Origin of the sequence: Asticcacaulis sp. AC402, assembly GCF_000495835.1 — a bacterium.
In the GTDB taxonomy this organism is placed as follows: Bacteria; Pseudomonadota; Alphaproteobacteria; order Caulobacterales; family Caulobacteraceae; genus Asticcacaulis.
In genome coordinates this window covers 35,623-61,394 of record NZ_AWGC01000004.1, presented here as the reverse complement: position 1 = coordinate 61,394, position 25,772 = coordinate 35,623, and the positions used below count along the sequence as shown (strand labels likewise).

Genomic DNA, 25,772 nt, shown 5'->3' with positions numbered 1-25,772 from the left:
GACTGTGGCCGGATAACGCAGATTCCCTTTTCAGGCACCGATTCCCTACGCTGGAGCGGTTGGACTTTAGAGCGCAATCCGAAAAAGCACGTCACACTTTAGCGGATTGCGTTCTAAATCAGAGCGCCATGACAGTGCTTGAACTTCTTGCCGGAGGCGCACGGGCATTCGCCATTGCGCGAGGTACGCTCCCAGCCGGCCGGCAGGGCCGAGACGGGCAGGGCTTCGCGCTGGTCGGGCGTCAGGTCGTCACTCAGCTTCGCAGCCCGTTCGTTGCGGCCGGTCAGCGGGTCAAGATGGACTTCCTGGAACTGGCGGCGGGCATGTTCGAGCTGCTGAGAAAAGGCGGGTTCCGGCTCAGGCTCGGGCGGCTGGAAGCGGATCTCCATCGTCATCAGCCAGCGAGTGACCGACTGGCGCAGATTGACCAGAAGAGCTTCGAACATGGTGAAGGCTTCGGTCTTGTATTCGTTCAGCGGGTCGCGCTGGCCGTAGCCGCGCAGGCCGATGACGGCGCGCAGATGGTCGAGGTGCATCAGGTGCTCTCGCCAGTGCATGTCGATCATCTGCAGCAGGAACTGCTTTTCCAGCGATTTCATCTGGTCAGAGCCCAGCATCTGCAGGCGCTCTTCCATCTTGCGCGCCGCAAACGACTGAAGCCGTTCCTCGATCTCTTCGTTGGCTATGCCTTCCTCTGCCGCCCATACCTCCAGCGGCAGGTCAAGGCCGGTCAGAGCAATGACGCGCTCCTTCAGGCCGGCAATGTCCCATTGCTCGGCATAGGCCTTGGGCGGCAAGTGGACTTCCACGAGGTCGTGGAGGGTGTCCTGGCGAAACTCGTTGATCAGTTCGCTGAGGTCGTCGGAGTCCATAAACTCCTGGCGCTGCTCAAACACTGCCTTGCGCTGATCGTTGACGACATCGTCGTACTTCAGCAGGTTTTTGCGGATTTCGTAGTTGCGGGCTTCCACGCGCTTTTGGGCCGTGGCGATGGCGCCATTCAGAAGCTTGTGCGTAATGGCTTCGCCTTCTTCGACGCCCAAAGTCTTCATCATGGCGTTGAGGCGGTCGCCGGCGAAGATGCGCATCAGGTCGTCTTCGCAAGACAGGAAGAACTTGGACTGACCAGGGTCCCCCTGACGGCCGGTCCGACCGCGAAGCTGGTTGTCGATGCGGCGGCTTTCGTGACGTTCGGTGCCCAGCACGAACAGGCCGCCTGCGGCCAGCGCTCTTTCTTTCAAGTCCGCGACCTGGGTTTCGATCTCGCGGCGCTTGGCCAGCAGCTGCTCCTGATGGACCTCGGCGCCGGCCGCGTCCTGCTCGGACAGCCATTTCTGGACGCGCATGTCAACATTGCCGCCCAGCTGGATGTCGGTACCACGGCCCGCCATGTTGGTAGCGATGGTAACCGAACCTGGAACGCCGGCGTCAGCGACAATCTCGGCTTCCTGTTCATGGAAGCGGGCATTCAGCACGTTGTGCGGTATACCCTTGCCGGACTTCCACACGATGTCATAGGCGTCTTCACCGGCCTTCAGGAGTTCCTTCTTTTCAGCCTTCGCGAACTGCGGTTTCAGCGTCCGCGATTGCTCAACGCGGTAGCTGTAGTCGTTGAGGAACTTCGACAGCCCTTCCGACTTCTCGATCGAGGCGGTGCCGACCAGAATGGGCTGGCCCTTGACGTAACAATAGGCGACCTGGGCGGCGATGGCGTTGAACTTTTCCGCTTCGCTGCGGTAGACCTCGTCGTCGTCGTCGATACGTTTGATCGGGCGGTTGGTCGGGATTTCCAGAACATCCATCTTGTAGATGTCGCCAAATTCCTGAGCTTCGGTCGCCGCCGTGCCGGTCATGCCCGAAAGCTTTTCGTACATGCGGAAATAGTTCTGGATTGTGACGGACGCCAGGGTCTGGTTTTCCGGCTGAATCTCGACCCGCTCCTTGGCTTCGATCGCCTGGTGAAGGCCTTCTGAAAGACGGCGCCCGGTCATCATGCGGCCCGTGAACTCATCGATCAGGATGATTTCGCCGTCCTTGACGATATAGTCCTTGTTGATCGTGTAAAGGGTGTTGGCGCGCAGGGCCTGGTTGGCGTGGTGGACCAGCGAAATATTGATCGGGTCGTAAAGGCCGGCTGAGTCTTCAGCAAGGTGGCCGCCCGCTTCGAGCATTTCTTCGAGCCGCTCGGATCCGACTTCCGACAGAAGTACCTGGCGTTGCTTTTCGTCCAGTTCGTAGGTGTCGGGATCCTGGATCATCTCCAGAATGGTCGTATTGAGAATCTTGTAAAGCTCCGACCGGTCTTCCGTCGGGCCGGAGATAATCAGGGGCGTGCGGGCTTCGTCGATCAGGATGGAGTCGACCTCGTCGACGATGACGAAGTTGTGGCCGCGCTGAACCATCTCACCGCGGCTATAGGCCAGGTTGTCGCGCAGGTAGTCGAAGCCGAACTCATTATTGGTGCCATATGTGACGTCGGAACCGTAGGCCTGCTTGCGCTGGGCCTGGGATAAGCCCTGGACGATGACTCCGGTGGAAAGACCCAGGAAGCGGTAAACGCGACCCATCCATTCGGCGTCACGCTTGGCCAGGTAGTCGTTCACCGTGATCAGGTGGACGCCCTTGCCGGTCAGGGCGTTGAGGTAGACCGGCGCCGTAGCGACCAGGGTCTTGCCTTCACCAGTGCGCATTTCGGCGATGCCGCCCTTATGCAGGATCATGCCACCGACCAGCTGGACGTCGTAGTGACGCTGACCTATGGAACGCCAGGCCGCTTCGCGGACGGTGGCAAAGGCTTCGTCCATCAGGCTGTCGAGTGAGGCGCCCCCCCCCTGACCTTTTTGTGCCAGGCGTTCGCGGAACAATACTGTCTGGTGGGCCAGTTGTTCGTCGCTCATCGCCTTCATCCTGGGCTCGAGGGCGTTGATCTTTTGAACGCGCGTCATATAGCCGCGAACCTTGCGATCGTTGGAAGAGCCGAAAAGCATTTTGGCGATGGCCAGCATGGTAGACCTTGATACTTGATATCTCAGGCTTTCCCGGCACGTGCGCGCCAAATTAGCCTGTGGGATGTAGAGGGTTGAGTCGAGCGGCGCGAAGTTTCTTGTATGTGACCTGATGTTCACCCGAAAATTCACCGGAATGAAACGTGTTCAGGGTCAAATAAGCCGGAAAAAGCGCTTTTCAAGCACGGGCACTGACTTAAGCGGCGGAATGGTGTATGTCAACGCGGCCACCGAAACTGTTGAAGTTTTGGGGAAGGATGTTTTTGGGGTTTTGGGGGGATGGCTTTGGCTAGAATCGTCATCCCGCTCCAGGTTTTCGTTATTGGCGCGCAATTTGGCCGAAAAGTGCTGCACACTTTATCGGATTGCGCTCTAGGGGACAGTTTATGATCGGACGCCACGGCTTTCGCCTTGCCTTGACCTTGCTCGCTGCCGCAACCCTCACTCTGGCCGCATGCGACAAGCCAACCGTCACCCAGCGCCCGCCCGAGCCGGGCGATATTGCGGTGGCGAAAATCGACGGCGAAACCGTCTGGGCCTCCGATGTCCGTGCCGAAGCGGTAGCCCAGGGCGCCATAGGCCCGGGCGAGCCGCTGGATCCAACCTCGGACATGTTTGCGCGCACACTCGAAGAAGTCATCGATCAGCGTCTGCTGGCCAAGGCGGCCCGCGCCAAGGAGCTGGACAAGTCAGTCGCTGCCCAGCGCCGGCTACAGGCGGCGGAAGACCGTATCCTCGGCGACATGCTGGTCAAAAACACCATAGACCGCGACATCGACGAAAAGACGATCAAGGAACATTACGACGAGCAGGTTAAGCTGTCGAAACAGTCCGAGGAAATCCGTACGCGCGTCATCCTCCTGAAAAGCAAGGACGAGGCAGATAACGTGATGAAGGCTGTCCAGGGCGGGTCGCTGTTCGAGGCCATGGCCATGGAACGTTCCATTGACCAGGCGACACGGTTTTCCGGCGGTGACATGGGCTATTTCACCACCGACATTATGCCCCAGGCCTACAAGAGCGTCCTGTCGACCGCCAAGGTCGGCGATACGGTTGGACCGGTCCAGACCGACGGCGGCTGGGCCATTCTTCGTATCGAGGACCGCCGGCCGGAACAGTTACCGACCCTGGAAGAAGAGCGGCCGATCATTATGCGCTACCTGATCTACAACCAGGTCGCCGGTTTGTTGGACAGCCTGCGCAAGGGTGCCAAGGTCGAGATGCTGATAGAGAAGTCGGCACTGAGCGACCAGGCGGGCCAGGAACCGGCGAATGCGCCCGCGCACGCGGCCGATGACTCGGTCGCCGCCAGTGAAGCGGCCAGTGCGTCGGCAGCACCTGCCACGTCCGGCAAGGGCAAGCCGGTGGCCCTGTCGGTGCCTATGGGGGAGGCCAAGCCGGGCTCGTCGAAGCTGATCGGGATGGCCAGGGGCGGGTAGGCCCTCAGCAAGCTTTCCTCCACCGGTTTTGCCGCAAGGCAATACAGCGTATGACAAGCTGTTTTTGAACCGAATGGCGCCTGAAGCGAGGTTTTGATGGCATCAAAACCTCGCTTCAGGCGTCTTGTTTTGTCGCGCAATTTATCCCAAAACGAGGCGCCCGTGCGGTGGCGTTCGCTGTATCGGATTGCGCTCTAGTTCGCCCCGCTACGACGCCGGGCTGGATTGCTCGTTTTGACCTGACCCTTGCCGGTTTTGTGTTTGGCGCCGCTACCGGCGTCGCTCTTGGTCTTGCCCGCGTTGCCTTCATTGCCATCTTCGTCCGGAGTCGCAGCCGGATTGGAGGGATCAGCGTTGCCGCCCTGCGAAACCGGGGCAGTGTTCAAGATCTTGCCGCTCAAAACCGGACGGCCGTCGGTCGGCAGCCTGACCGGGCGGCGGCCACCTTCTTCCTGGTCACCGCCGTAGGAACTGCCGCCCTTGTCATCGTTGATATCGTCACCGCCGCTGTCGTCCTCGCCCGATGACGGGGTGGTGCCGCCCTTGACGGGCTCAACCACAACCTTGACCTCATCGACCTGCACCGAACTGCGGTCTTCGGGCACATCGGCGACAACCTCGAACTCGTCGACGTGGACACCGCCGGTGCGGCCGGTTTCCTTGACGCCGCCATTGCCACCCGTCGTGACCTGAAAGTCGTTGATGATAATGCCACCCTGGCCGCTACCCTGAGCCGGGCTACCGCTCCCCACCTGAATGTCGATGCTGTCGACCTGGACACTGCCAGCCTCGCCCTGGCGGCTGCCGGGACCAGGTGTACCTTGACGCCCGCCGGGCCGCTCCGGCGCGCCGCGGCTTTGCGGCGCGCCTTCAGTCGCAACGGGGCTGGCGTCGCGGGTCTGGGCGGGTGCCTGACGCAATTTTCCAGCCTTGGCGGTCTTGGCGGGCGGTGGGTTGCTGTTGTCCTTGGCCTTGTCGTCGGCATGGGCGCACGGTGCGGCGGCGATCAGGCCCAAGGTCGCGAACAGGAGAATTGCTTTCATTTTTCAGCCCCATAGCAGTAGCGTAGCCTAGCGCGTTTTTCCCGGCGAGGTAAGCTGCCGAAAAGCGTTGGCGAAGAAGACACTGTCTGATAAGGCCAGCCAAAGTTTTCCAGGAGCCGCGTCATGACTAAGCCGCCAGTGTCAACTTCTCCATCCCACCCGATGGCCAGCCTGGCGGCGCAGGGTCTGGAGCGTGCGCTCGACCCATTTACCACCGCCATTTCGCGCGCCGTACAAAAAGGCGCTGAACTGACGTCTAACCTGGTTCACGGCTCCGAGCCCGCCAAGCCGGCCGCAGCTCCAGGCAAACCCGGTCTGGCTGTTTCGCCCCTCGCTGTGCCCCTGCCGGAGATGCCGCCGGTGGGCGGCGTCCAGATCGCCACCGACCGCGCCGGCTTCTACAAACACGATCGCAAGGATGTGCTGCTGATGAAGTTCGCCGAGGGCACGACCTGTGCCGGCGTCTTCACCCGCCATACCATCGGCTCGGCGCCGGTCGACTGGTGCAAGAAGCAACTCGACGCCAATGACGGCGAAGACGTGCGCGCCCTGGTGTGCAATGCCGGCTGCGCCAACGCCTTTACCGGCAAGCTGGGGGCCGATGCCGCGCGACGGACGGCCTCGGCCCTGGCGCGGCGGATCGACTGCCGCCAGCGCGACATCATGCTGGCCTCGACCGGGGTCATCGGCATGGTGCTGGACGACGCCAGGATCGCGGCACGGCTCTATGATCTGGAAAAAAACCTGCGCGCCGATGCCTGGCATGAGGCTGCCCAGACCATCATGACCACCGACACCTTCCCCAAGGGCGCCAGCGCCGTGGCCGAGATCGACGGCGTCAAGGTGCGCATCAATGGCATTGCCAAGGGCTCGGGCATGATCGCGCCCGACATGGCGACCATGCTGGCCTTTATCGCCACCGATGCCACCCTGGCGCCCGGCGTGTTGCAAAGCCTGCTGGCCCTGTTTACGCGAACCACCTTCAATTCCGTGACGGTCGACGGCGACACGTCGACCAACGACACCTGCCTGCTGTTTGCCACCGGTGCGGCCGGCGCGCCGCGTATCGCGCGTGCCGGCGACAAGCGGCTGGCCGACTTCAAGGCCAAGCTGGAAGCCGTCATGCATTCGCTGGCCACCCAGTTGATCCGCGATGGCGAGGGCGCCACCAAGTTCGTTAAGGTCAATGTCACCGGTGCGGCCAACCCGGCCTCGGCGCGCAAGATCGCCAAGTCGATCGCCGAAAGCCCGCTGGTCAAGACCGCCATCGCCGGTGAAGACGCCAACTGGGGCCGCATCGTTATGGCGGTCGGCAAGACCGAGGAGCCGGTCGACCGTGATCGCTTAGGCATTCGGTTCGGAGACCTGGTTGCGGCCGAACACGGCGCCGTGGCACTGAACTATTCCGAGGCCGCGATGAGTGCCTATATGAAGAACGCCGAGCTGGAGATCAGCGTCGATGTCGGCGTCGGCCGTGCGACAGCGCACGTTTATACGTGTGATCTGACGCATGGGTATATCACCATCAACGGGGATTATCGCTCCTGATTGATTTGGACCAGATAATGGTCTATATTTTGATCTAAGGAGTGACGCTCATGTACATATCTGTATCTGACGCCAAGGCGCAATTGACGGATCTTGTTCGCCGCGCCGAGGCTGGGGACGAAGTTGTCCTGACGCGTCATGGTCATGCGGCGGTGCGGCTGGTACCCGTAAAGCCAAAGCTGAGTCCGGAAGAGAAGAGCCGGATTATCCGGGAGTTGCGCGAGTCCGCCAGAAGGAACGCCATTCCCGCGCCGGATGCTGCTCATGCGGCCGATGACCTGTATGATGAGTTCGGTCTGCCGAAATGATCGCCGTCGACAGTTCGGCCTTGCTTGCTGTTGTACTCAATGAAGCCATGGGTGACACATGCGATGATGCGCTGCAAGTTGCGGACCACTGCATTTTGTCGGCTGCGATCCTGACCGAAGTCATGTTGGTGGCGGGACGTTATAACGTCAGGTCGGAACTTCAAACGCTCCTTGACGCGCTGGATGTTGAAATTGTTCCCGTCGATGAAATCATGGCGCGCCACGCCGTGCAGGCCTACGTTGTGTGGGGCAAGGGGCGACACCCCGCGGGATTGAACATCATGGACTGTTTTTCCTACGCCGTCGCCAAGGCGCACAACTGTCCGCTCCTGTTCATCGGCAACGACTTCAGCCAGACGGATATTCAAGGCGTTCTGTAGATGCTCAAACCAAGGACGCTAGAGCGAGATGAGTTTTGATGGAATCAAAAATCCGCTCTAAGTTTTTGTTTTGTCGCGCAATTTCTCCGAAAAGTGGTGGCCACTTTATCGGATTGCGCTTTAAATCCCGGCGCTCCGATAAAACACCTTGAGCGCCTCAAGAGATTCCAAGCGAAGCAAAGGTCGGCCCGACTGCGCAATCATTTGCTCGTAGCGCGCCTGTTTTGCAGGAGCCTCGACAAGAATATATTGAACCATGCGCCAGTTAAGCCGTTCGATGGCCCCCGGCAGCGTGCCCCTGCGCTGTGAGGCCGGCTGAAAGCAGCGTCGGACGTAGCGCCAGAGACAGCCCCAGCGATCGAAATCCAGCCAGATAACGCCGGTGGCGCGAGCAAATCTTTGCGGCATGGCGACGCCATAATTGCCTTCGATGACCCAGGCCGGGTCCGCCAATTCGGCGTCATGCAACGCCACCAGTTCCGGCTTGGGCCGGGGACGCCATTGCGTGTCCGGATAGTGGGCCAGCAGGTCGAGATGGACGACCTTGCAGCCCAGATGCGCACCCAGCGCTGTGGCCAGGGTCGACTTGCCCGAACTGGAAGGACCAATGATGGCGATGCGCGCGCCAAGGTCGGAAAGATGGATAGGTGCTGGCATGACCGCTATACTATGAAGATGGCGCCGATGGCTTGCAAGCCCTTCCGCCAGGCGGCAACCCCATGCTAAGGCCGGGATATCATTCCGGGATCAGATGCCATGAAAACCGTTCTTGTCGTTGCCGCCGCCCTGGTCGATTCGGAAGGCCGGGTGTTGATCGCCCAGCGTCCTGAGGGTAAGCAACTGGCCGGACAGTGGGAGTTTCCCGGCGGCAAGGTCGAACCCGGCGAGACTCCGGAAGCTGCCCTGATCCGCGAACTGGACGAGGAACTGGGTATCACTGTCAAACAGGCCTGCCTGGCGCCGTTCGTCTTTGCCTCTCACACCTATGATGACTTCCACTTGCTGATGCCGTTGTTCCTGATCCGGCGCTGGGAAGGCGAACCGGAAAGTCGCGAACACAAGGCGCTGAAATGGGTTCGTCCGGTTCAGATGCGTGACTATCCCATGCCCCCGGCCGATGTGCCGCTGGTGGCATGGCTATGCGACTTCATATGACGCCGCTGGACGTTTCGCTGGGCAGGATCGTCGCTGCGGCGCCTGACGTGGACGACTGGTGGCTGATCGGCAGCGTAGCAGCCAGACTGTCGGGAATCGACCTCGAACCTGAGGATGTCGATGTGTTGGGTTCACGCGACACCATCGAAGCTTTTGTTCACAATCTGGGTGGTGGCGTTATCGCGGGTTCGGGCAGCGACCTGTTCCGATCGACGCCCTTCGTAAGGGTCGCCGTCGCCGGAGGCCTTGCGATCGAAATGATGGGCGACCTGCACCTTAATACCGGCGGCTGGCAGCCCCTGACGGTTAAGACGCGCGTCGCGGTTCCAACGGCGACGGGTATTGTCTATATCCCGTCGCTTGCCGAACAAGCCGATATTTTCGAATCCTTCGGCCGACCCAAGGACCTGGCCAAGGCACGCTTGATAAGGTTGCCACCGCTTGAGGATTAAGCGTCAATTAAGGTTGGTTAACATTAACCCCATGTCGTCACGTTCTGTTAGTTCGGCTCTGGCAATATAACCGTGTTCAGGGAGATTGCCCTATGCTTCACGGTCCAGAATACCGGTCCGGCCATAGCCCGGATATCGACGACTATCGCGCCCTTCGCAAACATGGCCGCCATCGCGGTGATCAGGCGGTCCGGGTGCGCAAGAAAGGCGGCCTGTCCCGCCTGATTTTCCTGGCTGTCACGGCCATTGCCTTCATGGTCTGGGCGCAAAATGGCACGCTGCAAAGCTTGCTCAACATCGTCATGGGCACAGGGTGTGCCGTCGCCCATCACCTGGGTCGGCCACGCACCGGCGACACCAACTTTTGGGCTGACGGCAGGTTCAACGAAAACGGCGGCTGCGAAGGGCTCAGCTAAAGCTTGCCTTCCTTGACCCCTAAAGCATCGGCCAGGCGGGTTTTCGCCGAGCCCGGCCGCAGCGGCTTTTGCTGCGACTCGTGCGCCTTCCATCCCGACAGGGTGATTATCTCGAAGGTCGCATTGATGCGGCCCTCATCGTCGGCGAAACGCTCAAAATAGAGCTCGGTCGTCTTTTGCAGCAACGCCCTGTTCAGGCCCTTGCGCGGCCGGTCGTACAGGATGTTGCTCTCGGCCATGGCGCGCAGGTCGGCCATCAGCCGCAGCGGATGTTCATACGATACGGTTACGCGGTCGGAATCGACGACCGGCATCTGGAAAGCCGTCCGTTTCAACAGGTCAATCAGGTCAGCGCCCTCGGCAAAGGGGGCGATGCGCGGGCCGTAGCCGCCGCGAATCTCGATCTCGGCCTCCATCAAACAGCCGCGCAGTTCTTTCAGCGTCTCGCCACCGAAAAGCGTTCCTATAAACAGACCGTCGGGTTTGAGCGCGCGGCGAATCTGGACCAGAACACCCGGCAGGTCGTTGACGGTATGCAGGGCCAGGGTCGAGACGACCAGGTTCAGCCTGTCGTCGCCGAAGGGCAGCTGTTCTTCGTCCAGGATCACACGCGCGGGGCCGGATTGCTGGGCTGACAACCGCGGCGACAGGTCGCTTTCGATCAGCAGTCCGACCTTGGCGGCGACCGGCATGTCCGCCAGGGCGCGCCCGAAACCGCCATCCCCGGCACCGAGCTCCAGGGCCAGGTCGAATTGCCGGTTGATCGCCGACAAGGTCATCAAAGTGTCTTCGATCGCGCGTTGACGCAAAAAATGGGCTTGCGCGAAACCGCGGGCGGCGCGATTTCTACGTGCGACCAGCAACCGGCGATCGAACAGATGGGGCGGGGAATCTGACATGGATCAACAGGATTTAAGGGGGCGGGGTTGCGGAAGCTGTCCAGCTATGTAGGTCAGATCGCGTCCGAGGTTAAGGCCTTTGGCGAAGATCATTTGAGTTGGGCCTATCTGCGCGGCGCCGCCGGACAGATGATAGACATGGTCTTTCCGCCGCATGGTCAAGGTGAAGCAACTGAAGACAGCGGCACAGGCGGGGTCGGTATGGAGGCCGGCCGTTGGTCGCGCATCCGCTTTCTCGACCGCGACGGCTGTGACATGTGCGCCCGGCCGTTCGAAGGCGGCCTGCATCTGGGCGCCGGCGGGCGGTGCACGGTTTGCGAGGACGATCCGTTTCCGTTTGTTCGCACCCGGGCGGCCTGTCTCTATTCGGAAGCCTCGAAAGGTGTGATCCTGGGTTTCAAGCACGGCGACCGGCTGGATGCGGCGCCGATGTTGACACGCTGGCTGGAGCGGGCGGCGACGGATGTACTGAGTGAAACAGATTTGGTGGTGCCGGTGCCGCTGCATCCATTAAGGCTGCTGGAGCGGCGCTACAATCAGGCGGCCGAACTTGCCCGGCCCCTGGCGCGACGGTTCGGAAAGACCTATCTTCCTGACGGTCTCAAGCGGGTCGAAATGACCAAGGCCCAGGGCCATGCCTCGGCGCAGATGCGATGGGACAATGTCCGCAAAGCGTTCGCGGTTTCTCCGACCGGCGCAAACGTCATAGCCGGAAAGCGGGTGGTACTGATCGACGATGTGTTTACGACCGGCGCAACTCTGAAAGCCTGTACGCGCGAGTTACTCAAGGCCGGTGCGGCACAGGTCGATATCGCCGTGCTGGCGCGAGCGGTACAGGAGAGGGCGTAGTTCGCCGAATGAGCGTAGGCTTTAAGTTCGGCAACGAATTTCCTATATTGTCTTGACGGTACCCGTGACACTGTCAGGTATGTCTTTGTGTTTGTGAGTTTTGCATGGCCAAGATCGAAATCTATACCAAGCCCTACTGCCCCTATTGCGAGCGCGCCAAGGCGCTGCTCGAAGACAAGGGCGCTGAGTTCATGGAGATCGTCGCATCCGGCGATCCTGACCTGCGCGCCGAGATGAACAGCCGCTCCGGCCGCTTCACATATCCCCAGATCTTCATCGATGGCCTGCATGTCGGCGGCTGCGACGACCTGGTGGCGTTGGACTCGCGCGGCGGTCTAGATCCGCTGCTGGCGGCGTAGGTGACCCTCGATATTGCTATGGTCCAACTGACCACGCCCGCCGATGCGCCGGCGGCGCTGGACCATGCCGCGCCGCTGGTCCGCGAAGCCGCTGCCACCGGGGCGAAGTTGATCCTGCTGCCGGAATGCGCCAACCTGGTCGAGCAGCGCCGCGAGTTCAAAACCGGCAAGGTGGCGAGCGAAGACGAGGATGTCTTCGTCCTCGGCGTCCGCGCCTTGGCGAAGGAACTGTCGGTGTCCGTACTGATCGGCTCGGTGATCGTCGCCTCGGGGCGGGATCATCGCGCCGCCAATCGCACCCTGCTGATCGGGCCAGACGGCGAAGTTCAGGCGCGCTACGACAAGATCCACCTGTTCGACGCCGATACGCCGGACGGCAAGTCCTACCGCGAAAGCGCCACCATGTGCCCGGGCAACCAGGCGGTGGTGACGAACACGCCTTGGGGCCGGCTGGGCTTAAGCATCTGCTATGATGTCCGCTTTGCTTACCTCTACCGCGCCCTGGCCAAGGCCGGGGTCGACATGATCGCTGTGCCGGCGGCCTTTACGGTGCCGACCGGTCGCGCCCATTGGGAGGTCATGCTGCGGGCACGGGCGATTGAGACCGGCGCCTTTATCCTGGCTCCGGCCCAGGGCGGTGCCCACGAAGACGGCCGCCATACCTGGGGCCATTCGCTGGTGGTCAATCCGTGGGGCGAGGTCATTGCCCGGCTGGATCACGACCGGCCGGCCGTGCTGACGGCGACCCTGGATCTGGCGGAGGTGACACGGGCGCGTCAGGCTCTTCCCCAACTCCACCATGATCGTGCTATAGGGTCAGTATGATCAGGTATGCGTTGAAATGTGAAGTCGATCACGGGTTCGAGGCGTGGTTTGCCTCGTCGGACGGTTATGACGAACAGGTACGCCAGGGGCTGGTGCAATGCCCGCTTTGCGGCACCCGGAACGTCACCAAGGCCATCATGGCGCCGCAGGTGCGCACTTCCAAAGCCGCCGATGCCGGTCTGGCCGAAGCCCAGAAGGCCGTGGCCGAAGCGATGTTCAAGTTGCGCCAGCATGTCGAGACCACCCACGACTATGTCGGTAACGCATTCGCCACCGAGGCGCGCGATATCCACGAGGGCCTGGCGCCTGACAGGCCGATCTATGGCGAGGCCACGCCCCAGGAGGTCAAATCGCTGGTCGAGGATGGCGTCCACGTCGCGGCGCTGCCGGTGTTTTCGCCGCAAACGGATGGCGGTGCCGCCAAGCCTCTGCCGCCGGGGCAGGTCGGAGCGGCGCCGCTCACCCGGAAGCTGAATTAGCGGCGGCTGGTGCCCGCGATCAGCAGTCCGACGGCAAAGCCGACGCCCAGCGCGATCAGTGCGGTCGGTACCGGATGCTCTTCGACCGTGCGGCGGGCGTCGCGGCCCATGCGGCTAAAGTCCTCACCCGCCGTGTCGGCGAACTGACGAACCTTGATCTCAGCTTCCTTGGCGCGTTCGCCCAGAACATGGGTCGCATGTTCGACCTCATGACGGATCGACTCGGACAGCGACTTTAGGTCAACTTCGTTCAACGACGTGATCTTGGCGGCGGCGGCCTGGGCTTTTTCGGACAACATGAAGATCTCCCTTAGCGGATTAGACCCCCACTATAGCGCATGTCTTATAAATTTTTGATGCGCGCATTGCCGCAGAGGCGACAGAATCCACCCATTTTATGCTCTTGAGAGGGAAAAAATCTGCAAGGCCCGCCCTTGACACCCTGTGCCCTCGCGCCTATCTGCCAGCTGTCGTTAGCACTCGCAGATGTCGAGTGCTAACAGACATATTGCCAAAAACAATCTGGAGAGACATCCATGAGCTTTCGCCCGTTAGGCGACCGTGTTCTGGTCAAGCGCGTCGAAGAAGAAGCCAAGACCAAGGGCGGCATCATCATCCCCGACACCGCCAAGGAAAAGCCCCAGGAAGGCGAAATCGTCGCCGTTGGCCCGGGCGCCCGCAATGAAAAGGGTGAACAAGTCGCCCTCGACGTCAAGGCCGGTGACCGCGTCCTGTTCGGCAAGTGGGGCGGCACGGAAGTCAAGATCGATGGTGACGACCTGCTGATCCTGAAAGAATCCGACATCTTCGGCGTTCTCGCACGCTAATCCACTCTATCGCAACCAAAAGGAACATCCACAATGGCTGCTAAACTCGTTTATTTCGGCTCCGACGCGCGTGACAAGATGCTGCGCGGCGTCAACATCCTCGCCAACGCGGTGAAGGTCACCCTGGGCCCCAAGGGCCGTCACGTCGTGCTCGAAAAGTCGTTCGGCGCGCCGCGCTCGACAAAGGACGGCGTCTCCGTCGCCAAGGAAATCGAGCTCGAAGACCGCTACGAAAACATGGGCGCGCAGATGATCCGCGAAGTCGCGTCCAAGACCAATGACAAGGCCGGTGACGGCACCACGACGGCGACCGTTCTGGCCCAGGCCATCGTTCAGGAAGGCCTCAAGGCCGTTGCCGCCGGAATGAACCCGATGGACCTGAAGCGCGGCATCGACAAGGCGGTCACCGTCGTTGTCGAGCAGATCAAGCTGTCGTCCAAGAAGGTCACCAGCAACGAAGAGATCGCCCAGGTCGGCACCATCTCGGCCAATGGCGACACCGAAGTCGGTGAAATGATCGCCAAGGCGATGGAAAAGGTCGGCAACGAAGGTGTCATCACCGTCGAAGAAGCCAAGACCGCCGAAACCGAGCTGGACGTCGTCGAAGGCATGCAGTTCGACCGCGGCTACCTGTCGCCCTACTTCATCACCAACCCGGACAAGATGGAAGCGGTCCTCGAAGACCCGTACATCCTGGTGTTCGACAAGAAGATTTCGTCGCTGCAGCCCATGCTGCCGATCCTCGAAGCCGTGGTTCAGTCGGGCCGTCCGCTGCTGATCATCGCTGAAGACGTCGAAGGCGAAGCCCTGGCTACGCTGGTCGTCAACCGCCTGCGTGGCGGTCTGCGCGTCGCCGCCGTCAAGGCGCCGGGCTTTGGTGACCGCCGCAAGGCCATGCTGGAAGACATTGCCGTGCTGACCGCCGGCCAGGTCATCAGCGAAGACCTGGGCATCAAGCTCGAAACCGTATCCCTCGACATGCTGGGCCGCGCCAAGAAGGTCACGATCACCAAGGAAAACACGACCATCGTCGATGGCACCGGTGAAAAGTCCGAGATCGAAGCCCGCATTGGCCAGATCAAGAAGCAGATCGAAGAGACCACGTCGGACTACGACAAGGAAAAGCTGCAGGAACGTCTGGCCAAGCTGGCCGGCGGCGTTGCCGTCATCCGCGTTGGCGGCTCGACCGAAATCGAAGTCAAGGAAAAGAAGGACCGCGTCGACGACGCCCTCAACGCGACCCGCGCGGCCGTCGAAGAAGGCATCGTTCCGGGCGGCGGCACGGCTCTGCTGAAGGCTTCCAAGGCCCTCATCAATCTGAAGGGCACCAATGCCGACCAGAACGCCGGCATCGCGATTGTTCGCAAGGCCATCCAGGCACCGCTGCGCCAGATCGCCGAAAACTCGGGCGTCGAAGGCTCGGTCGTCGTGAACAAGGTCCTGGCCAATGCTGACGCCAACTTCGGCTTCAACGCCCAGACCGAAAAGTACGTTGACCTGGTTGCCGACGGCGTTATCGACCCGGCCAAGGTCGTGCGCACGGCCCTCCAGGACGCGGCTTCGGTCGCGGGCATCCTGATCACGACCGAAGCGGCTGTGGCGGAAGCCCCCAAGAAAGAGTCCGGCGCGCCCCAACAAATGGGCGGCGGCGGCATGGGCGGTATGGGTGGCATGGATTTCTGATCCAGCCCTCAGACACCTGTCTGAACATGGAAAGAGCGGGTCGCAAGGCCCGCTCTTTTTTGTTGGCAGGCCGTCTGGGATCGCCAATAGCTACAGCGCAAACCGATAAAGTGGGGGCCACCGCACGGGCGTTCCGGTTTTCGGAAAAATTGCGCGAAAAAACAAAAACTTAGAGCGGGGTTTTGATTCCATCAAAGCGCTTCCCGAACGAGGGGGCGGCTCAGGGGTTACAGCTGCCACATCGTTCAACATCGGCTGTTTGATTCGTCGTTAGCCAGCTGCGCCATGACCGTTGAGTCTTTTCCTGCCGAAAATAACATAACGGGATTGCGGGCTTCAGCTACGGATTCGCGGATAACGTGGATGGTCTGGGCTTCCAGTTTCGCCAGATGGGTTAAGCCACGGCTCATTGTGCGAGCTCCCGATTTGGAACCATCCTGTCCCCTTGCGCTGTTTCGTCGTGAAGTGGCGCCGTTCCAGTGAGCCGGCGACCGGTCGCATCCATGGTCTCGATCTTGTCCCATTGGAGATTACCGACATAGCGCCAGGCCATACAGCCCTGCTCATCGAGGCCAAAAAGGTGGAGCCAGCCGTTGTCGAAGAGCGCGCGAACATTGTCGTGGCGGCGCAGGACATCTGTCATAGCTTCGCACGGCGCCTCTAGGCAAACTGACAATCTCAAGGGTTCGTGAACATAATTTTCGCCATCATGAACCGATTGCCAGGGCAATCCGGCCCGCAACAAGCCGCCATTGCCTTCGACGACGCCGATACCGCCCGTAACATTGTGCAGCAGTTTGTTACCAGCTCCGAAAACCTCCGGGGCGACTGTTGAACCGTAATACTGCAGGCTGATCCAGCTCGCGACCACTACAGGCGCGGTCAGGATGAGTTCAAGAACGCCAAACCCCTTGTCCTGTTTCCAGTCGTAGTCATGCAGAAATGCCCGTCCCTCCAGGCTTTTGCCTGCGGTGCGAGTCCGAGGTGCCGCAATAAACGCCTTGCAACCCGCCAGTGCCCACTCGGGCCTTGTCTCGGACCAGTCGGTACTCCGTTTGGGGACTGCGCCTTCATTCAACGCCCGGGGCAATCGAAGAGCGCGCTCGCCCCGGGAAAGCTTTCCCGCAGTGGCAAGCCAGGTTTTGGCCTGATTCACATCATCTCGATGGGTGTCGCAGGCATGATCCTCATACAGGGTCACTCCATCCGTAGTCGTGTCATGAAGCGCGGCCAAAAAAAGCGTATCTGTCGGAATGACAATGCCGCTTGAAGCAAGGCCTGACCTGACGCCCGGATCGTTCAGCAGCGAAACAAGCAGGCGTGAATTTACCTCTCCAGAGTAGCCGCCACATGCGCCGCAATGAAGTCCGCTGGCATGGGGATTGTTGACGACATTGGCGCCATGCCCGGCAAGCAGGACGAGCCTGGCGAATCCCTGCGTCAATGACATGGCGCGCAAGACCGTCTCAGCGGACTTGATTCGGGTATCAAGACCGAGCGCGGGATCGAAAAGGGGCGCGGGATCATTGGGCGCCGGCGTCCTGTGCAGTCCCAGGGCGTCACTCACGAGCTTGGCAATGTAGATCGGGCCTGTCGCCTCTACAAACGCAAAGGAGGATACGGCTGCCAGCTTGAATCGGCCCCAGGCACGCTTTGCTCGGGCTTTAAAGCGGTGTGACAGGTCCGCGTCTGCGACGTTCACGCCGCCAGAACAAGACCTGAAGGCTGGATTGAGCAATACGGGTAAGCGCAGTTCCTCGACGTCGGAAGCAAATCGACGATGGGAGGTCGTCAATCCAAAGAAGCCGGCAAAACCTAAGGTCTGGATCTGCGGGTTCAGGCTCTCCAACGCGCGGCGAAAGACTTCTGAGCGCACATCAATGCAGAACGCAGCCTGTAGAATGGGCCTTTTGTCGATTGTCTCTCGTGCAGGCATCGCGAGTGTAGATGCCAGTGCGCGCTGAGCCGATCGTTCCGCAGCGGCCTGAAGAATGGTATCGATGACGAGCTCTGGCGTCGCACTAACGGGCGCTGAGTGCTCTGTTCGCACGGCTGACCACGCTTCATTGATCTGTGCTTGATAGTGAAGATACAAGGCCTCTTCCCAGACCAGGCGGATAGCGATGAAATCCGTAAGTGTCTGATCGGAGCCGCCACCAAGTTCCGCTTGCCAAAGCTTGTAGCGTGCAAACTGCGACCAACCGCCGAGCGTCATCAGCATCTGATGGAAATAGGTCTCCATAGCTGCGTCACTGAGACTGAGCTTCTTTGCAACATGGGCGATGGCATCAATTGAACGCTCGGGTGTGTTTGCCACATGCAAGGCAAAACCTGGAAGACCCGCAATTTCAGGAGTCAAGTCATGCGTGGCTATGGCGCGCCAGGCGGCGTATCCGCCTTTGCCGCGCGGCGCGGCCCACAGCGCCTGACCTTCGTCGAAATAACCGGCCGCCCACGCACTAAATCGCTCTGCGATCAAGCCCGGCCAGTCAATGCCTGAGGCATCAGCGGCAAGGTCCGCAACGGTGGCCAACGCGCGTGACTTCGACACATTTCGAGCCGCCGCTGCTTTTACGCTGGCCAGATCTACATGTCCGGGGACTGCAGGCGTCGCCGCCAGTGCCTCGAGCAAATCTTGGTCGGAAATGGCTCCGGCCGAAATCTTCTCGTGATACCAGGAACGCGGCATAGTTATCGAGATGCCAGCGACGCGAGCGAGGCGCGCGGCAGTCTGGGCAAGGCCTTCAGCCGTCTGCCCCAGAAAAGGATTGACAGCGACACTCGAGGCCAGAGGCCACAAAGGTGGAATAGCGCGAGCCGAACGATCCACTATGGCTCCTAAAAGCCCAGGATCGCCGTTCGCAGCCAGATATGAAGGGGTCATGATCGAAGCTCCAAACGGATTAGAAAGGTTTGCGGATAGTCCAACCGCCGACGATCCGATCGAAGACAGCGTTGACATAGAAGCCGTTTGACAAATGGACACGAAGTCCAGCCGCGGCCGGGTGGTAGGCCCACAGGGGGAACATGGCTTGGACTATGGCCACGAGGCCAAAGGATACGACGGCAAGAATTATAAGCCCCCACTCCAGCGGACCGGGCGATGGGGTGGACGGTAGCGTATCCGCTGTGAGGACTGTCGTCGCCGTTTGAAGCGCGAAATAGCCAACCGATGTCGCCAGGGCGTAGATGGCGGTGCGCCGAGTGAGCGCCTTTGGCGCCGCATCTGCGAAGCCCTGGGCCAGTATATAGGCCACGCCAAAGATCAGGATAGCCCCGAGCGCGATGGCCTGCGGTGATTTATGCGTGAGATCGAATACCAAACCCACGACGACATAGATGAGCATCGCTGAGAGAAAAGCTCTGCCAACAGCGCTTGCATTGGGGATGGCGACCGGCCCCGGCCTGCGCGCACTCGCGACCCGTTCAACTGCGCCGCCGGACGCCAAGAATGAGTGCGCCTTGTAAAGGGAATGGGCGACGATATGCAACAATGCCAGTGGGAATAGTGCCAGGCCACACTGCAAAATCATGAAACCCATCTGGGCCACAGTTGACCAGGCCAGCGACGTCTTGACCGCCGGTTGGGTGAGCATGACGAGGCTGCCAAACAGTGCCGTGAAGCCACCAATCATGACAAGGGCGGCGAGAACCCCCGGAGCCAAAAGCATGACATCGGCGAAGCGGATAAGGAGGAACCCGCCCGCATTGATCACTCCGGCATGAAGCAGTGCCGAAACCGGGGTGGGCGTCTCCATGACCTCGGTCAACCATGTGTGGGTTGGAAATTGCGCCGACTTGAGTATCGCTGCGAATGCCAGCAGGCCGGCTGCAGCGATGGCAAGATGTCCGCCGCTTCCTGATCGGGCTGAGTGAAGGATCGAACCAATATCGGTGGTGCCATAGGCCGTCGCCAGCAATATCGCGGAACAGACAACGGCTACATCGCTGAGTCGCGCGGTGATGAATTTTTTGCGGGCAGCACGCTGGCCTGCCACGCGTTTGGGATAGAACAAAAGAAGTCGATGTAGAAAAAGGCTTGTGGCGATCCAGCTCAAGACAAGCTGGACCAGATTGCCCGCCGTAACCAATAAAAGGACGCTGGCGAGTGTAAAGCAGAGCCAGCCCGTGAACGGCCCTTGACGGGCTTCTCCATCAAGATAAGTCCCGGCGTAACGCACGACGATCCATCCGATAAAGGTGACCAGAAGCAGCATTACGGCGCTGATGACATCGAGCCGGGACGAAAAGCCCGCGCCTTGAATCCCAATCACGGGGCTTACACCAGGCCCGAAGATCAGCAGTAAGGCAAAAGACGCTAAAGCGCCAAAAAACGCCGCGAGTGCAGCAAGCTCCGCCGTTTTGGGGACGAAGAAGGGCCTGGGGCCGGTGTTCAAGAAGCAGACCGCCCCTGCAACGAGCAGCGGAACGGGCGCCAGCAGAGTTAAGACATAGATTGACATTGAGTGGCCCTTTCAATGTGCAGTTTCGTTGAAGGCCTTTTACGGGAGCCTTTTTGGCAATAAAAATTCATTGAAATGGATACATTGTTCGCTATTATCGAACGATATGGCAAAGCTCAACTACAACCATCTCCGCTATTTTTGGGCCGTCGCGCATGAAAGAAGCCTCACGCGGGCGGCCGAACACATGAACCTGTCGCAGTCCGCGCTATCAGTCCAGATCCAGAAGCTCGAGCATCAAATGGGCCATGCCCTGTTTGAGCGGCTAGGCAAGAAACTCGTTTTGACAGAGGCCGGCCAGATCGCCCTCGACTATGCCGACACCATCTTCAAGTCTGGCGACGAACTGATGAGCACGTTGCAGGGACGCGGCCTGGCCGATCGCCAGGTTTTAAGGGTCGGAGCGCTCACGACGCTGTCGCGAAACTTCCAGTTGGAGTTTCTACGGCCTCTGGTGGGTCGTTCTGACGTTGAGCTTATCGTTCGGTCGGGCAATATCCGCGACTTGTTGGCGCAACTGGAAGCCCACGCACTGGATGTCGTCCTCGCGAACATTTCAGCCCCGCAGGACGCACGCACACAGTTGCGCAATCATCTGCTCAATGAACAGCCGGTCAGTCTGGTCGGGCGTCCCCGGACAGACGGACATACCTTCCGCTTCCCTGACGACCTGCGCACCGAGCCGTTGCTACTGCCAAGTCTGGATAGCGACTTTCGTGTGGCGTTCGATCGGGTTCTGGAACTGGCCGGCATCAGACCGATCATTGTGGCCGAGGTTGATGACATGGCCATGCTCAGGCTGCTGGCCCGTGAACGCGAAGGCGTCACGCTGGTACCGCCCATCGTCGTGCGCGACGAACTGATGTCAGGGAGACTTGTAGAATACTGTCGCATCCCGGATGTTACGGAACGATTCTATGCGATTGTTCAGAAACGTCGTTTCCCAAATCGTCTTTTGAAGGACTTGCTTCCACCGACACATTGAGAGAGCGCAGCGCCAGTTTCGGGAGGTTGTCGGCCTCAGCAGATTGAGTGAGTTTCGCGTGATGACACAGCGGTGGAGCGGGGTTTTGATTCGATTAAAGCACATCCTCTCTACTCGGTGCTGAAAATTTCTTGTTTTACAGCCCAAGAGAGAGTTTCCCCAGCGTGGAATGGAACGACCTGGGACGTTTCAAGGTTTATCCGGTTGGGGACACTATGTTGGCGTCTCTCCAACTCAATGCGGCTCTCGTTTAGCGGAAGCCCATAGAAACGCGCGCCATTCTCCGAAGCGAAGGCTTCGAGTTGGCTCAGCGCGCCTTCTTCTTCAAACACGGTCGCATAGGTCTCCAGAGCGAAAGGCGCGTTGAAGATGCCCGCGCATCCACAGGACGATTCCTTGGCGCCTACCGGATGGGGGGCGGAGTCGGTTCCCAAAAAGAACTTCGGTGACCCTGAGGTCGCGGCCTTGCGCAAGGCGAGCCTGTGACTCTCGCGTTTGGCGATCGGCAAACAATAGAAGTGCGGGCGGATTCCCCCATCAAACATGGCGTTGCGATTGATCGAAAGATGGTGGGGTGTAATGGTCGCCGCGACATTTGGCCCGCTTTCGGCAACGAATTCCACCGCGTTGGCCGTGGTAATGTGTTCGAAGACGACCTTGAGCGCAGGAAAATCCAGGATCAGCCTGGCGAGGATACGCTCGATAAAGACCGCCTCGCGATCAAAGACGTCAACATGACGATCTGTGACCTCGCCATGGATAAGCAACGGCATACCTATCCGCTGCATAACGTCAAGCACACCATGGATCTTTCGGATGTCGGTGACGCCGTGTCCGGCATTTGTCGTCGCGTGCGCGGGGTAGAGTTTGCAGGCAGTAAATACACCTTCGGCAAAGCCGCGTTTGATTTCGCCTGAATCAAGTGTGTCGGTCAGATAGCAGGTCATAAGCGGTTCGAACGCCCGTCCTGGCTCAAGTGCAGCGCGGATTCGATCTCGGTAAGCCTTCGCCGCTGCAATGGTCGTGATCGGCGGATTGAGGTTCGGCATTACAATGGCGCGCGCGAACTGCCGTGCCGTGTAGTTGACGATGGTGGCGAGCATCGGCCCGTCGCGAAAGTGGACATGCCAATCATCGGGCCGTCGCAGCGTCAGGTTCATCAACGTGCGCGCGCCGCTTTCGGGTAACAACTCCCCGTTAGATGTCGGCATAAACGTGGTCCTCAGCCGCAGCACCCGGATGGGTCACAGCACCATGCCGGGCAGAGCCAACTGTCTGGGCGTATTTCCAGATTGTGCCGGACTGAAAGCCATGTCTGCGCGGCGACCATTTTGCACGCCTTGCGGCAAGTGTGGTCTCGTCAAGGCGTATCGACAGACTACCGGCTTCGGCGTCGATATCAATTATGTCGCCGTCTTGTATGAGGGCGATGGGGCCGCCGGTCGCGGCCTCCGGTCCGACATGGCCAATGCACAGGCCCCTGGTTGCTCCCGAGAACCGGCCATCAGTGATCATCGCCACCTGTTCACCCATGCCCTGACCATAGATGGCGGAAGTTGTGGCGAGCATTTCGCGCATCCCAGGTCCCCCGCGCGGGCCTTCATACCGAATGACAATAACGTCGCCAGCTGCGTAACGGCGCGCCATGACTGCCGCAAAGGCGTCTTCCTCTCTGTCAAAAACACGGGCAGGTCCGCTGAACGTCAACCTGTGAAGCCCAGCGATCTTCACAATTGCGCCGTCGGGCGCGAGGTTGCCGCTCAGTCCAGTCAACCCACCCGTAGGTGAAATGGCGCGGGTGGTCGCAAAGACCACGGTCTGATCATCGGGGATGCGAACCTCTGAGAGGTTTTCTGCCAGGGTCCGGCCGGTTACGGTGAGGCAGTCGCCGTGCAGGAAACCTCCATCAAGCAGGGCCTTCAGCACAACGGGGACGCCGCCAATATCGTACACGTCTTTTGCGAGGTAACGCCCGCCGGGCTTTAGATCAGCGATCAAAGGTGTTCGCTTGAAGACCTCCGCTACGTCGAAAAGATCGAAGTCTATTCCTGCTTCATGCGCCATGGCGGGTAGGTGCAATGCAGCGTTCGTTGAGCCTCCTGTCGCAGCGACGACGGCAGCGGCGTTTTCAAGAGATTTTCGGGTTACGATATCTCGCGGCCGGATGCCGCTCCTCAAGAGTTCCATGACCGTGCGGCCTGCGGCCTCGGCGTATCGGTCGCGAGATTCGTAGGGCGCCGGTGTTCCAGCCGAGCCAGGAAGGGCCAGACCGATCGCCTCGGAGACATAGGCCATGCTGTTGGCGGTATACTGTCCGCCGCATGATCCTGCTGATGGACACGCAACTGTCTCCAACTCGGCCAGATCCGCGTCAGAGATCGTCCCGGCTGCGTGGGCGCCAACGGCCTCGAAGACATCAAGTACAGTGACATCCTTCCCGCGATACCGGCCTGGAAGGATAGAACCACCATAAAGAAAGACGGAAGGCACATTGAGGCGCAGCATTGCCATCATAAGACCCGGAAGAGTCTTGTCGCAGCCTGCGAGACCAACAAGCGCGTCGTAGCAGTGGCCGCGAACCGAAAGTTCCACAGAGTCGGCGATGACCTCCCGGCTGACCAGAGACGCCTTCATCCCGGCATGGCCCATGGCGATGCCGTCGGTAACGGTGATGGTTGTGAATTCCCTCGGCGTGCCGCCGGCCGCTGTTACGCCACGCTTTGCGGCCTGAGCCTGTCTCGACAGCGTGATATTGCAGGGGGCGGCCTCGTTCCAGGTCGTTACCACACCGACGAAGGGTTGGGCGATCTCCTGGCCGGAGAGACCCATGGCATAGAGGAATGACCGGTGCGGCGCGCGTTCGGGGCCAACCGTCGTATGGCGGCTTGGCAGCCGGGACTTGTCGAGCCGGTGTGATTCCCCTTCTAAATTCGGAACAGGACCGCTGGATTTATCACTCATGGCCGGACTCCGATAAGGGCGCTGCAGGTGCGCGATTGGCGTGGGCGTCAAGGAAGTCTTCGAGATCACGCACAGCGATCCGCCACTCGCGCCCGATCCGAATGGCGCGCACGTCACCCGCTTTGATGAGGCCCCTCAGGGTGGCTTCGCTCAGCTTCAAAAGGTCGGCGGTCTCCTGAAGAGTCAGCAGCGGTTTGCGGAGCATGTTCGGGACCCTTCCCCCGGTGGCTTTCACCAACTTGTCGCGATCCGCGGAGCCAAATAGCGACAATAAGGATCATATAGCAATGCTAGGGGATGATTGACAACAACGTAAGTGTTTTTGCCTCGAACAGCGCCGCTGCCTGGTAGTTTATGTTTTGAGCCACGTCTGAGAGACAAAACTCTTTTGTCAACTGGATCATCGGATTTGCCCAGGCCCGTTCGTAAAAAGGCTGTTCAACGGCTTCCGCGCTACCGGGGCCGGCTGCCGCTTACCGATGCCTGCCGGACGGCTCGAACGCAACAATCCCAAACCGGTCAGGCTGGAACCCGGGGGGGGGGGGCGTGAGCAATTACGGAAAATGATGTCGTTCTGGACTTGAATTCTTTGATTCATTCACGCCCTGCTCGGCGGCCGGATCTTTGAAAAGATTGTTGGCAAGGATAAACCGCAAGAACTGTGCTGACAGGTTATGATGCCGGGCAAAGATGCCCGCCGGACGAAACCCGTTTATGCTAAACTGAACTACCCGGCTTCCTCCCGGCAGGCGCAGGCGTTCGGTCTTGGTCGCTATTGCGAACCGCCTCCAAGGGAGTTGGAAATTTCGCGGGCCGTTCGGGCAATCTTTTGCCCCATCCCTTCGAGTTCTGTGTCTGAGACCTGGGCACTGAGGGTGGTCAGACTTATCGCTGCGACCGGCACATGGCCGTGGGTCAAAAGGGGCGCCGCCACGCAGCGAAAGCCGAGATCGCTTTCTTCATTGTCGATGGCATAGCCGCGCTGACGAATGTCCGAAAACTGGGCGATTACGGCCTCAGCCGAGGGCAGGGAGTTTTTTGTTCTTTGTTGCCACGGTTTGGCCAGACACTCGCGACTGGTCTCGATGGGCGCCCAGGCGAGTATGGCTTTTCCCAGGGCCGTAAATTGCAAGGGTCGACGCTGGCCTATTGCCGAACTTATGTGCAGCCCCTGGGGCGGTTCGCGCTTGTCGATATACACGACTTCAGAACCATCGCGAACACCGAGGTGCACCGTATAGCCAGATTGATGGCTCAGGTTCGCCATTGAGGGCAGGGCCATCCTTCGAATGTCGGCTTTGCCAAAGGCCTGCTGCGCCACCAGCATGAATTCCGGCCCGAACCGATACGGCCCCGATGCGGTTTGTGAGACAAAACCGCACTGTTTCATGGTGGTCAAAAGTCTGTGAACGGTGGGGCGGGCGTAACCCGTGCGTCCGACGAGTTCGGAGAGCCGGGCCTCACCGTTCGCCTGAAAACTCAACTCTCCCAACGTGCTCAGGATTTTCAGAGCCTTATATACGGAATTTTCCTTGTCGATCGTGTCCGTTTGGCCGCCGCGGTCCGTCAGATCGTCCATGTCTTGCTCAACCCCAATTCTTCTGGTAAGTCCATATAATAAACTACAATGTCCGTATAGTGGACTTGTATGGAAAAGACCTTTTAACGGGCGCCAAGGTTCAAACTTCAAACAGCA

General features: G+C 60.0%; 25 protein-coding genes and 1 pseudogene. 14 read left to right on the top strand and 12 right to left on the bottom strand.

The window, feature by feature from the left end; all coding sequences use genetic code 11:
* Positions 1-113: 113 nt before the first annotated feature.
* Complete coding sequence (gene secA, locus ABAC402_RS22735) at positions 114-3,005, bottom strand: preprotein translocase subunit SecA (RefSeq protein ID WP_023447939.1); 2,892 nt, start codon at positions 3,003-3,005, stop codon at positions 114-116.
* Between the two features lie 386 nt (positions 3,006-3,391).
* On the opposite strand from secA, the gene ABAC402_RS22730 reads away from it, so the two are divergent.
* Positions 3,392-4,444 (top strand): peptidyl-prolyl cis-trans isomerase, encoded by a 1,053-nt coding sequence (locus ABAC402_RS22730; RefSeq protein WP_023447938.1) that lies wholly within the window; start codon positions 3,392-3,394, stop codon positions 4,442-4,444.
* 194 nt (positions 4,445-4,638) lie between these two features.
* On the opposite strand, the gene ABAC402_RS22725 is transcribed toward ABAC402_RS22730, so the two are convergent.
* Complete coding sequence (locus ABAC402_RS22725) at positions 4,639-5,487, bottom strand: hypothetical protein (protein ID WP_023447937.1); 849 nt, start codon at positions 5,485-5,487, stop codon at positions 4,639-4,641.
* A 123-nt stretch (positions 5,488-5,610) separates the two neighbouring features.
* Between ABAC402_RS22725 and argJ the strand changes: the two genes are divergently transcribed.
* Genes argJ through ABAC402_RS22710 form a run of 3 tightly spaced genes read left to right on the top strand, consistent with a single transcriptional unit; the run spans position 5,611 to position 7,723 of the window.
* Entirely contained in the window at positions 5,611-7,035 is a 1,425-nt protein-coding gene (argJ, locus tag ABAC402_RS22720) for a bifunctional glutamate N-acetyltransferase/amino-acid acetyltransferase ArgJ (protein ID WP_031235073.1), read from the top strand.
* Positions 7,036-7,085: 50 nt separating this feature from the next.
* Complete coding sequence (locus ABAC402_RS22715) at positions 7,086-7,343, top strand: type II toxin-antitoxin system Phd/YefM family antitoxin (RefSeq protein WP_023447935.1); 258 nt, start codon at positions 7,086-7,088, stop codon at positions 7,341-7,343.
* Entirely contained in the window at positions 7,340-7,723 is a 384-nt protein-coding gene (locus tag ABAC402_RS22710) for a type II toxin-antitoxin system VapC family toxin (protein WP_023447934.1), read from the top strand. The genes ABAC402_RS22715 and ABAC402_RS22710 overlap by 4 nt, the downstream gene beginning before the upstream one ends.
* A gap of 120 nt (positions 7,724-7,843) precedes the next feature.
* Here ABAC402_RS22710 and ABAC402_RS22705 read toward each other — a convergent pair whose 3' ends face one another.
* Positions 7,844-8,380 (bottom strand): hypothetical protein, encoded by a 537-nt coding sequence (locus ABAC402_RS22705; protein ID WP_023447933.1) that lies wholly within the window; start codon positions 8,378-8,380, stop codon positions 7,844-7,846.
* A gap of 99 nt (positions 8,381-8,479) precedes the next feature.
* On the opposite strand from ABAC402_RS22705, the gene mutT reads away from it, so the two are divergent.
* The 3 genes from mutT to ABAC402_RS22690 all read left to right on the top strand — a co-directional run bounded on the left by mutT (position 8,480) and on the right by ABAC402_RS22690 (position 9,746).
* Complete coding sequence (gene mutT, locus ABAC402_RS22700; protein ID WP_023447932.1) at positions 8,480-8,878, top strand: 8-oxo-dGTP diphosphatase MutT; 399 nt, start codon at positions 8,480-8,482, stop codon at positions 8,876-8,878.
* Entirely contained in the window at positions 8,857-9,330 is a 474-nt protein-coding gene (locus ABAC402_RS22695) for a hypothetical protein (RefSeq protein WP_155847276.1), read from the top strand. The genes mutT and ABAC402_RS22695 overlap by 22 nt, the downstream gene beginning before the upstream one ends.
* A gap of 92 nt (positions 9,331-9,422) precedes the next feature.
* Positions 9,423-9,746, top strand: coding sequence for a hypothetical protein (locus ABAC402_RS22690; protein WP_023447930.1), 324 nt, complete (start codon positions 9,423-9,425; stop codon positions 9,744-9,746).
* Here ABAC402_RS22690 and ABAC402_RS22685 read toward each other — a convergent pair.
* Positions 9,743-10,645, bottom strand: coding sequence for a methyltransferase domain-containing protein (locus tag ABAC402_RS22685; RefSeq protein ID WP_023447929.1), 903 nt, complete (start codon positions 10,643-10,645; stop codon positions 9,743-9,745). The genes ABAC402_RS22690 and ABAC402_RS22685 overlap by 4 nt on opposite strands.
* A 27-nt stretch (positions 10,646-10,672) precedes the next feature.
* Here ABAC402_RS22685 and ABAC402_RS22680 point away from each other — a divergent pair, with 27 nt between their 5' ends.
* The 4 genes from ABAC402_RS22680 to ABAC402_RS22665 all read left to right on the top strand — a co-directional run bounded on the left by ABAC402_RS22680 (position 10,673) and on the right by ABAC402_RS22665 (position 13,157).
* Complete coding sequence (locus ABAC402_RS22680) at positions 10,673-11,494, top strand: ComF family protein (protein WP_023447928.1); 822 nt, start codon at positions 10,673-10,675, stop codon at positions 11,492-11,494.
* Positions 11,495-11,598: 104 nt separating this feature from the next.
* Positions 11,599-11,853, top strand: a complete 255-nt coding sequence (gene grxC, locus ABAC402_RS22675) for a glutaredoxin 3 (RefSeq protein WP_023447927.1) — start codon at positions 11,599-11,601, stop codon at positions 11,851-11,853.
* A gap of 18 nt (positions 11,854-11,871) precedes the next feature.
* The gene (locus ABAC402_RS22670; protein ID WP_031235070.1) at positions 11,872-12,678 is read left to right on the top strand and encodes a carbon-nitrogen hydrolase family protein; all 807 of its coding nucleotides are present in this window, start codon (positions 11,872-11,874) and stop codon (positions 12,676-12,678) included.
* Positions 12,675-13,157 carry a DUF1178 family protein gene (locus ABAC402_RS22665; RefSeq protein ID WP_023447925.1) on the top strand — a complete coding sequence of 161 codons (483 nt, stop codon included), beginning with the start codon at positions 12,675-12,677 and terminating at the stop codon, positions 13,155-13,157. The genes ABAC402_RS22670 and ABAC402_RS22665 overlap by 4 nt, the downstream gene beginning before the upstream one ends.
* On the opposite strand, the gene ABAC402_RS22660 is transcribed toward ABAC402_RS22665, so the two are convergent.
* Positions 13,154-13,456: a DUF883 C-terminal domain-containing protein gene (locus ABAC402_RS22660; RefSeq protein WP_023447924.1), complete on the bottom strand. Its 303-nt coding sequence runs from the start codon at positions 13,454-13,456 to the stop codon at positions 13,154-13,156. The genes ABAC402_RS22665 and ABAC402_RS22660 overlap by 4 nt on opposite strands.
* A 237-nt stretch (positions 13,457-13,693) precedes the next feature.
* On the opposite strand from ABAC402_RS22660, the gene groES reads away from it, so the two are divergent.
* On the top strand, positions 13,694-13,984 hold the full coding sequence (groES, locus tag ABAC402_RS22655) for a co-chaperone GroES (RefSeq protein ID WP_023447923.1): 291 nt from the start codon (positions 13,694-13,696) through the stop codon (positions 13,982-13,984).
* A gap of 33 nt (positions 13,985-14,017) precedes the next feature.
* A complete protein-coding gene (groL, locus tag ABAC402_RS22650) occupies positions 14,018-15,667 on the top strand; it encodes a chaperonin GroEL (protein ID WP_023447922.1) in 1,650 nt (549 codons plus the stop codon).
* 272 nt (positions 15,668-15,939) lie between these two features.
* Here groL and ABAC402_RS40785 read toward each other — a convergent pair.
* From ABAC402_RS40785 to ABAC402_RS22640, 3 genes and pseudogenes are all read right to left on the bottom strand, one after another.
* Positions 15,940-16,077, bottom strand: a pseudogene (locus ABAC402_RS40785) (sulfate adenylyltransferase small subunit); the annotation flags it as partial.
* Complete coding sequence (locus tag ABAC402_RS22645) at positions 16,074-18,629, bottom strand: YbcC family protein (RefSeq protein WP_200862120.1); 2,556 nt, start codon at positions 18,627-18,629, stop codon at positions 16,074-16,076. The pseudogene ABAC402_RS40785 and the gene ABAC402_RS22645, both read right to left, overlap by 4 nt.
* The gene (locus ABAC402_RS22640) at positions 18,571-20,130 is read right to left on the bottom strand and encodes a proton-conducting transporter membrane subunit (protein ID WP_023447919.1); all 1,560 of its coding nucleotides are present in this window, start codon (positions 20,128-20,130) and stop codon (positions 18,571-18,573) included. The genes ABAC402_RS22645 and ABAC402_RS22640 overlap by 59 nt, the downstream gene beginning before the upstream one ends.
* Positions 20,131-20,236: 106 nt before the next feature.
* Between ABAC402_RS22640 and ABAC402_RS22635 the strand changes: the two genes are divergently transcribed.
* A complete protein-coding gene (locus ABAC402_RS22635) occupies positions 20,237-21,115 on the top strand; it encodes a LysR family transcriptional regulator (protein ID WP_023447918.1) in 879 nt (292 codons plus the stop codon).
* A gap of 110 nt (positions 21,116-21,225) precedes the next feature.
* Here ABAC402_RS22635 and pyrC read toward each other — a convergent pair whose 3' ends face one another.
* From pyrC to ABAC402_RS22615, 4 genes are all read right to left on the bottom strand, one after another.
* Positions 21,226-22,326, bottom strand: a complete 1,101-nt coding sequence (gene pyrC, locus ABAC402_RS22630; protein ID WP_200862119.1) for a dihydroorotase — start codon at positions 22,324-22,326, stop codon at positions 21,226-21,228.
* The gene (gene ilvD, locus ABAC402_RS22625) at positions 22,313-24,076 is read right to left on the bottom strand and encodes a dihydroxy-acid dehydratase (RefSeq protein ID WP_052025244.1); all 1,764 of its coding nucleotides are present in this window, start codon (positions 24,074-24,076) and stop codon (positions 22,313-22,315) included. The genes pyrC and ilvD overlap by 14 nt, the downstream gene beginning before the upstream one ends.
* Positions 24,069-24,281, bottom strand: coding sequence for a helix-turn-helix domain-containing protein (locus ABAC402_RS22620; protein WP_023447915.1), 213 nt, complete (start codon positions 24,279-24,281; stop codon positions 24,069-24,071). The genes ilvD and ABAC402_RS22620 overlap by 8 nt, the downstream gene beginning before the upstream one ends.
* Positions 24,282-24,848: 567 nt before the next feature.
* A complete protein-coding gene (locus tag ABAC402_RS22615) occupies positions 24,849-25,655 on the bottom strand; it encodes an IclR family transcriptional regulator (RefSeq protein ID WP_023447913.1) in 807 nt (268 codons plus the stop codon).
* Between the last annotated feature and the right edge of the window lie 117 nt (positions 25,656-25,772).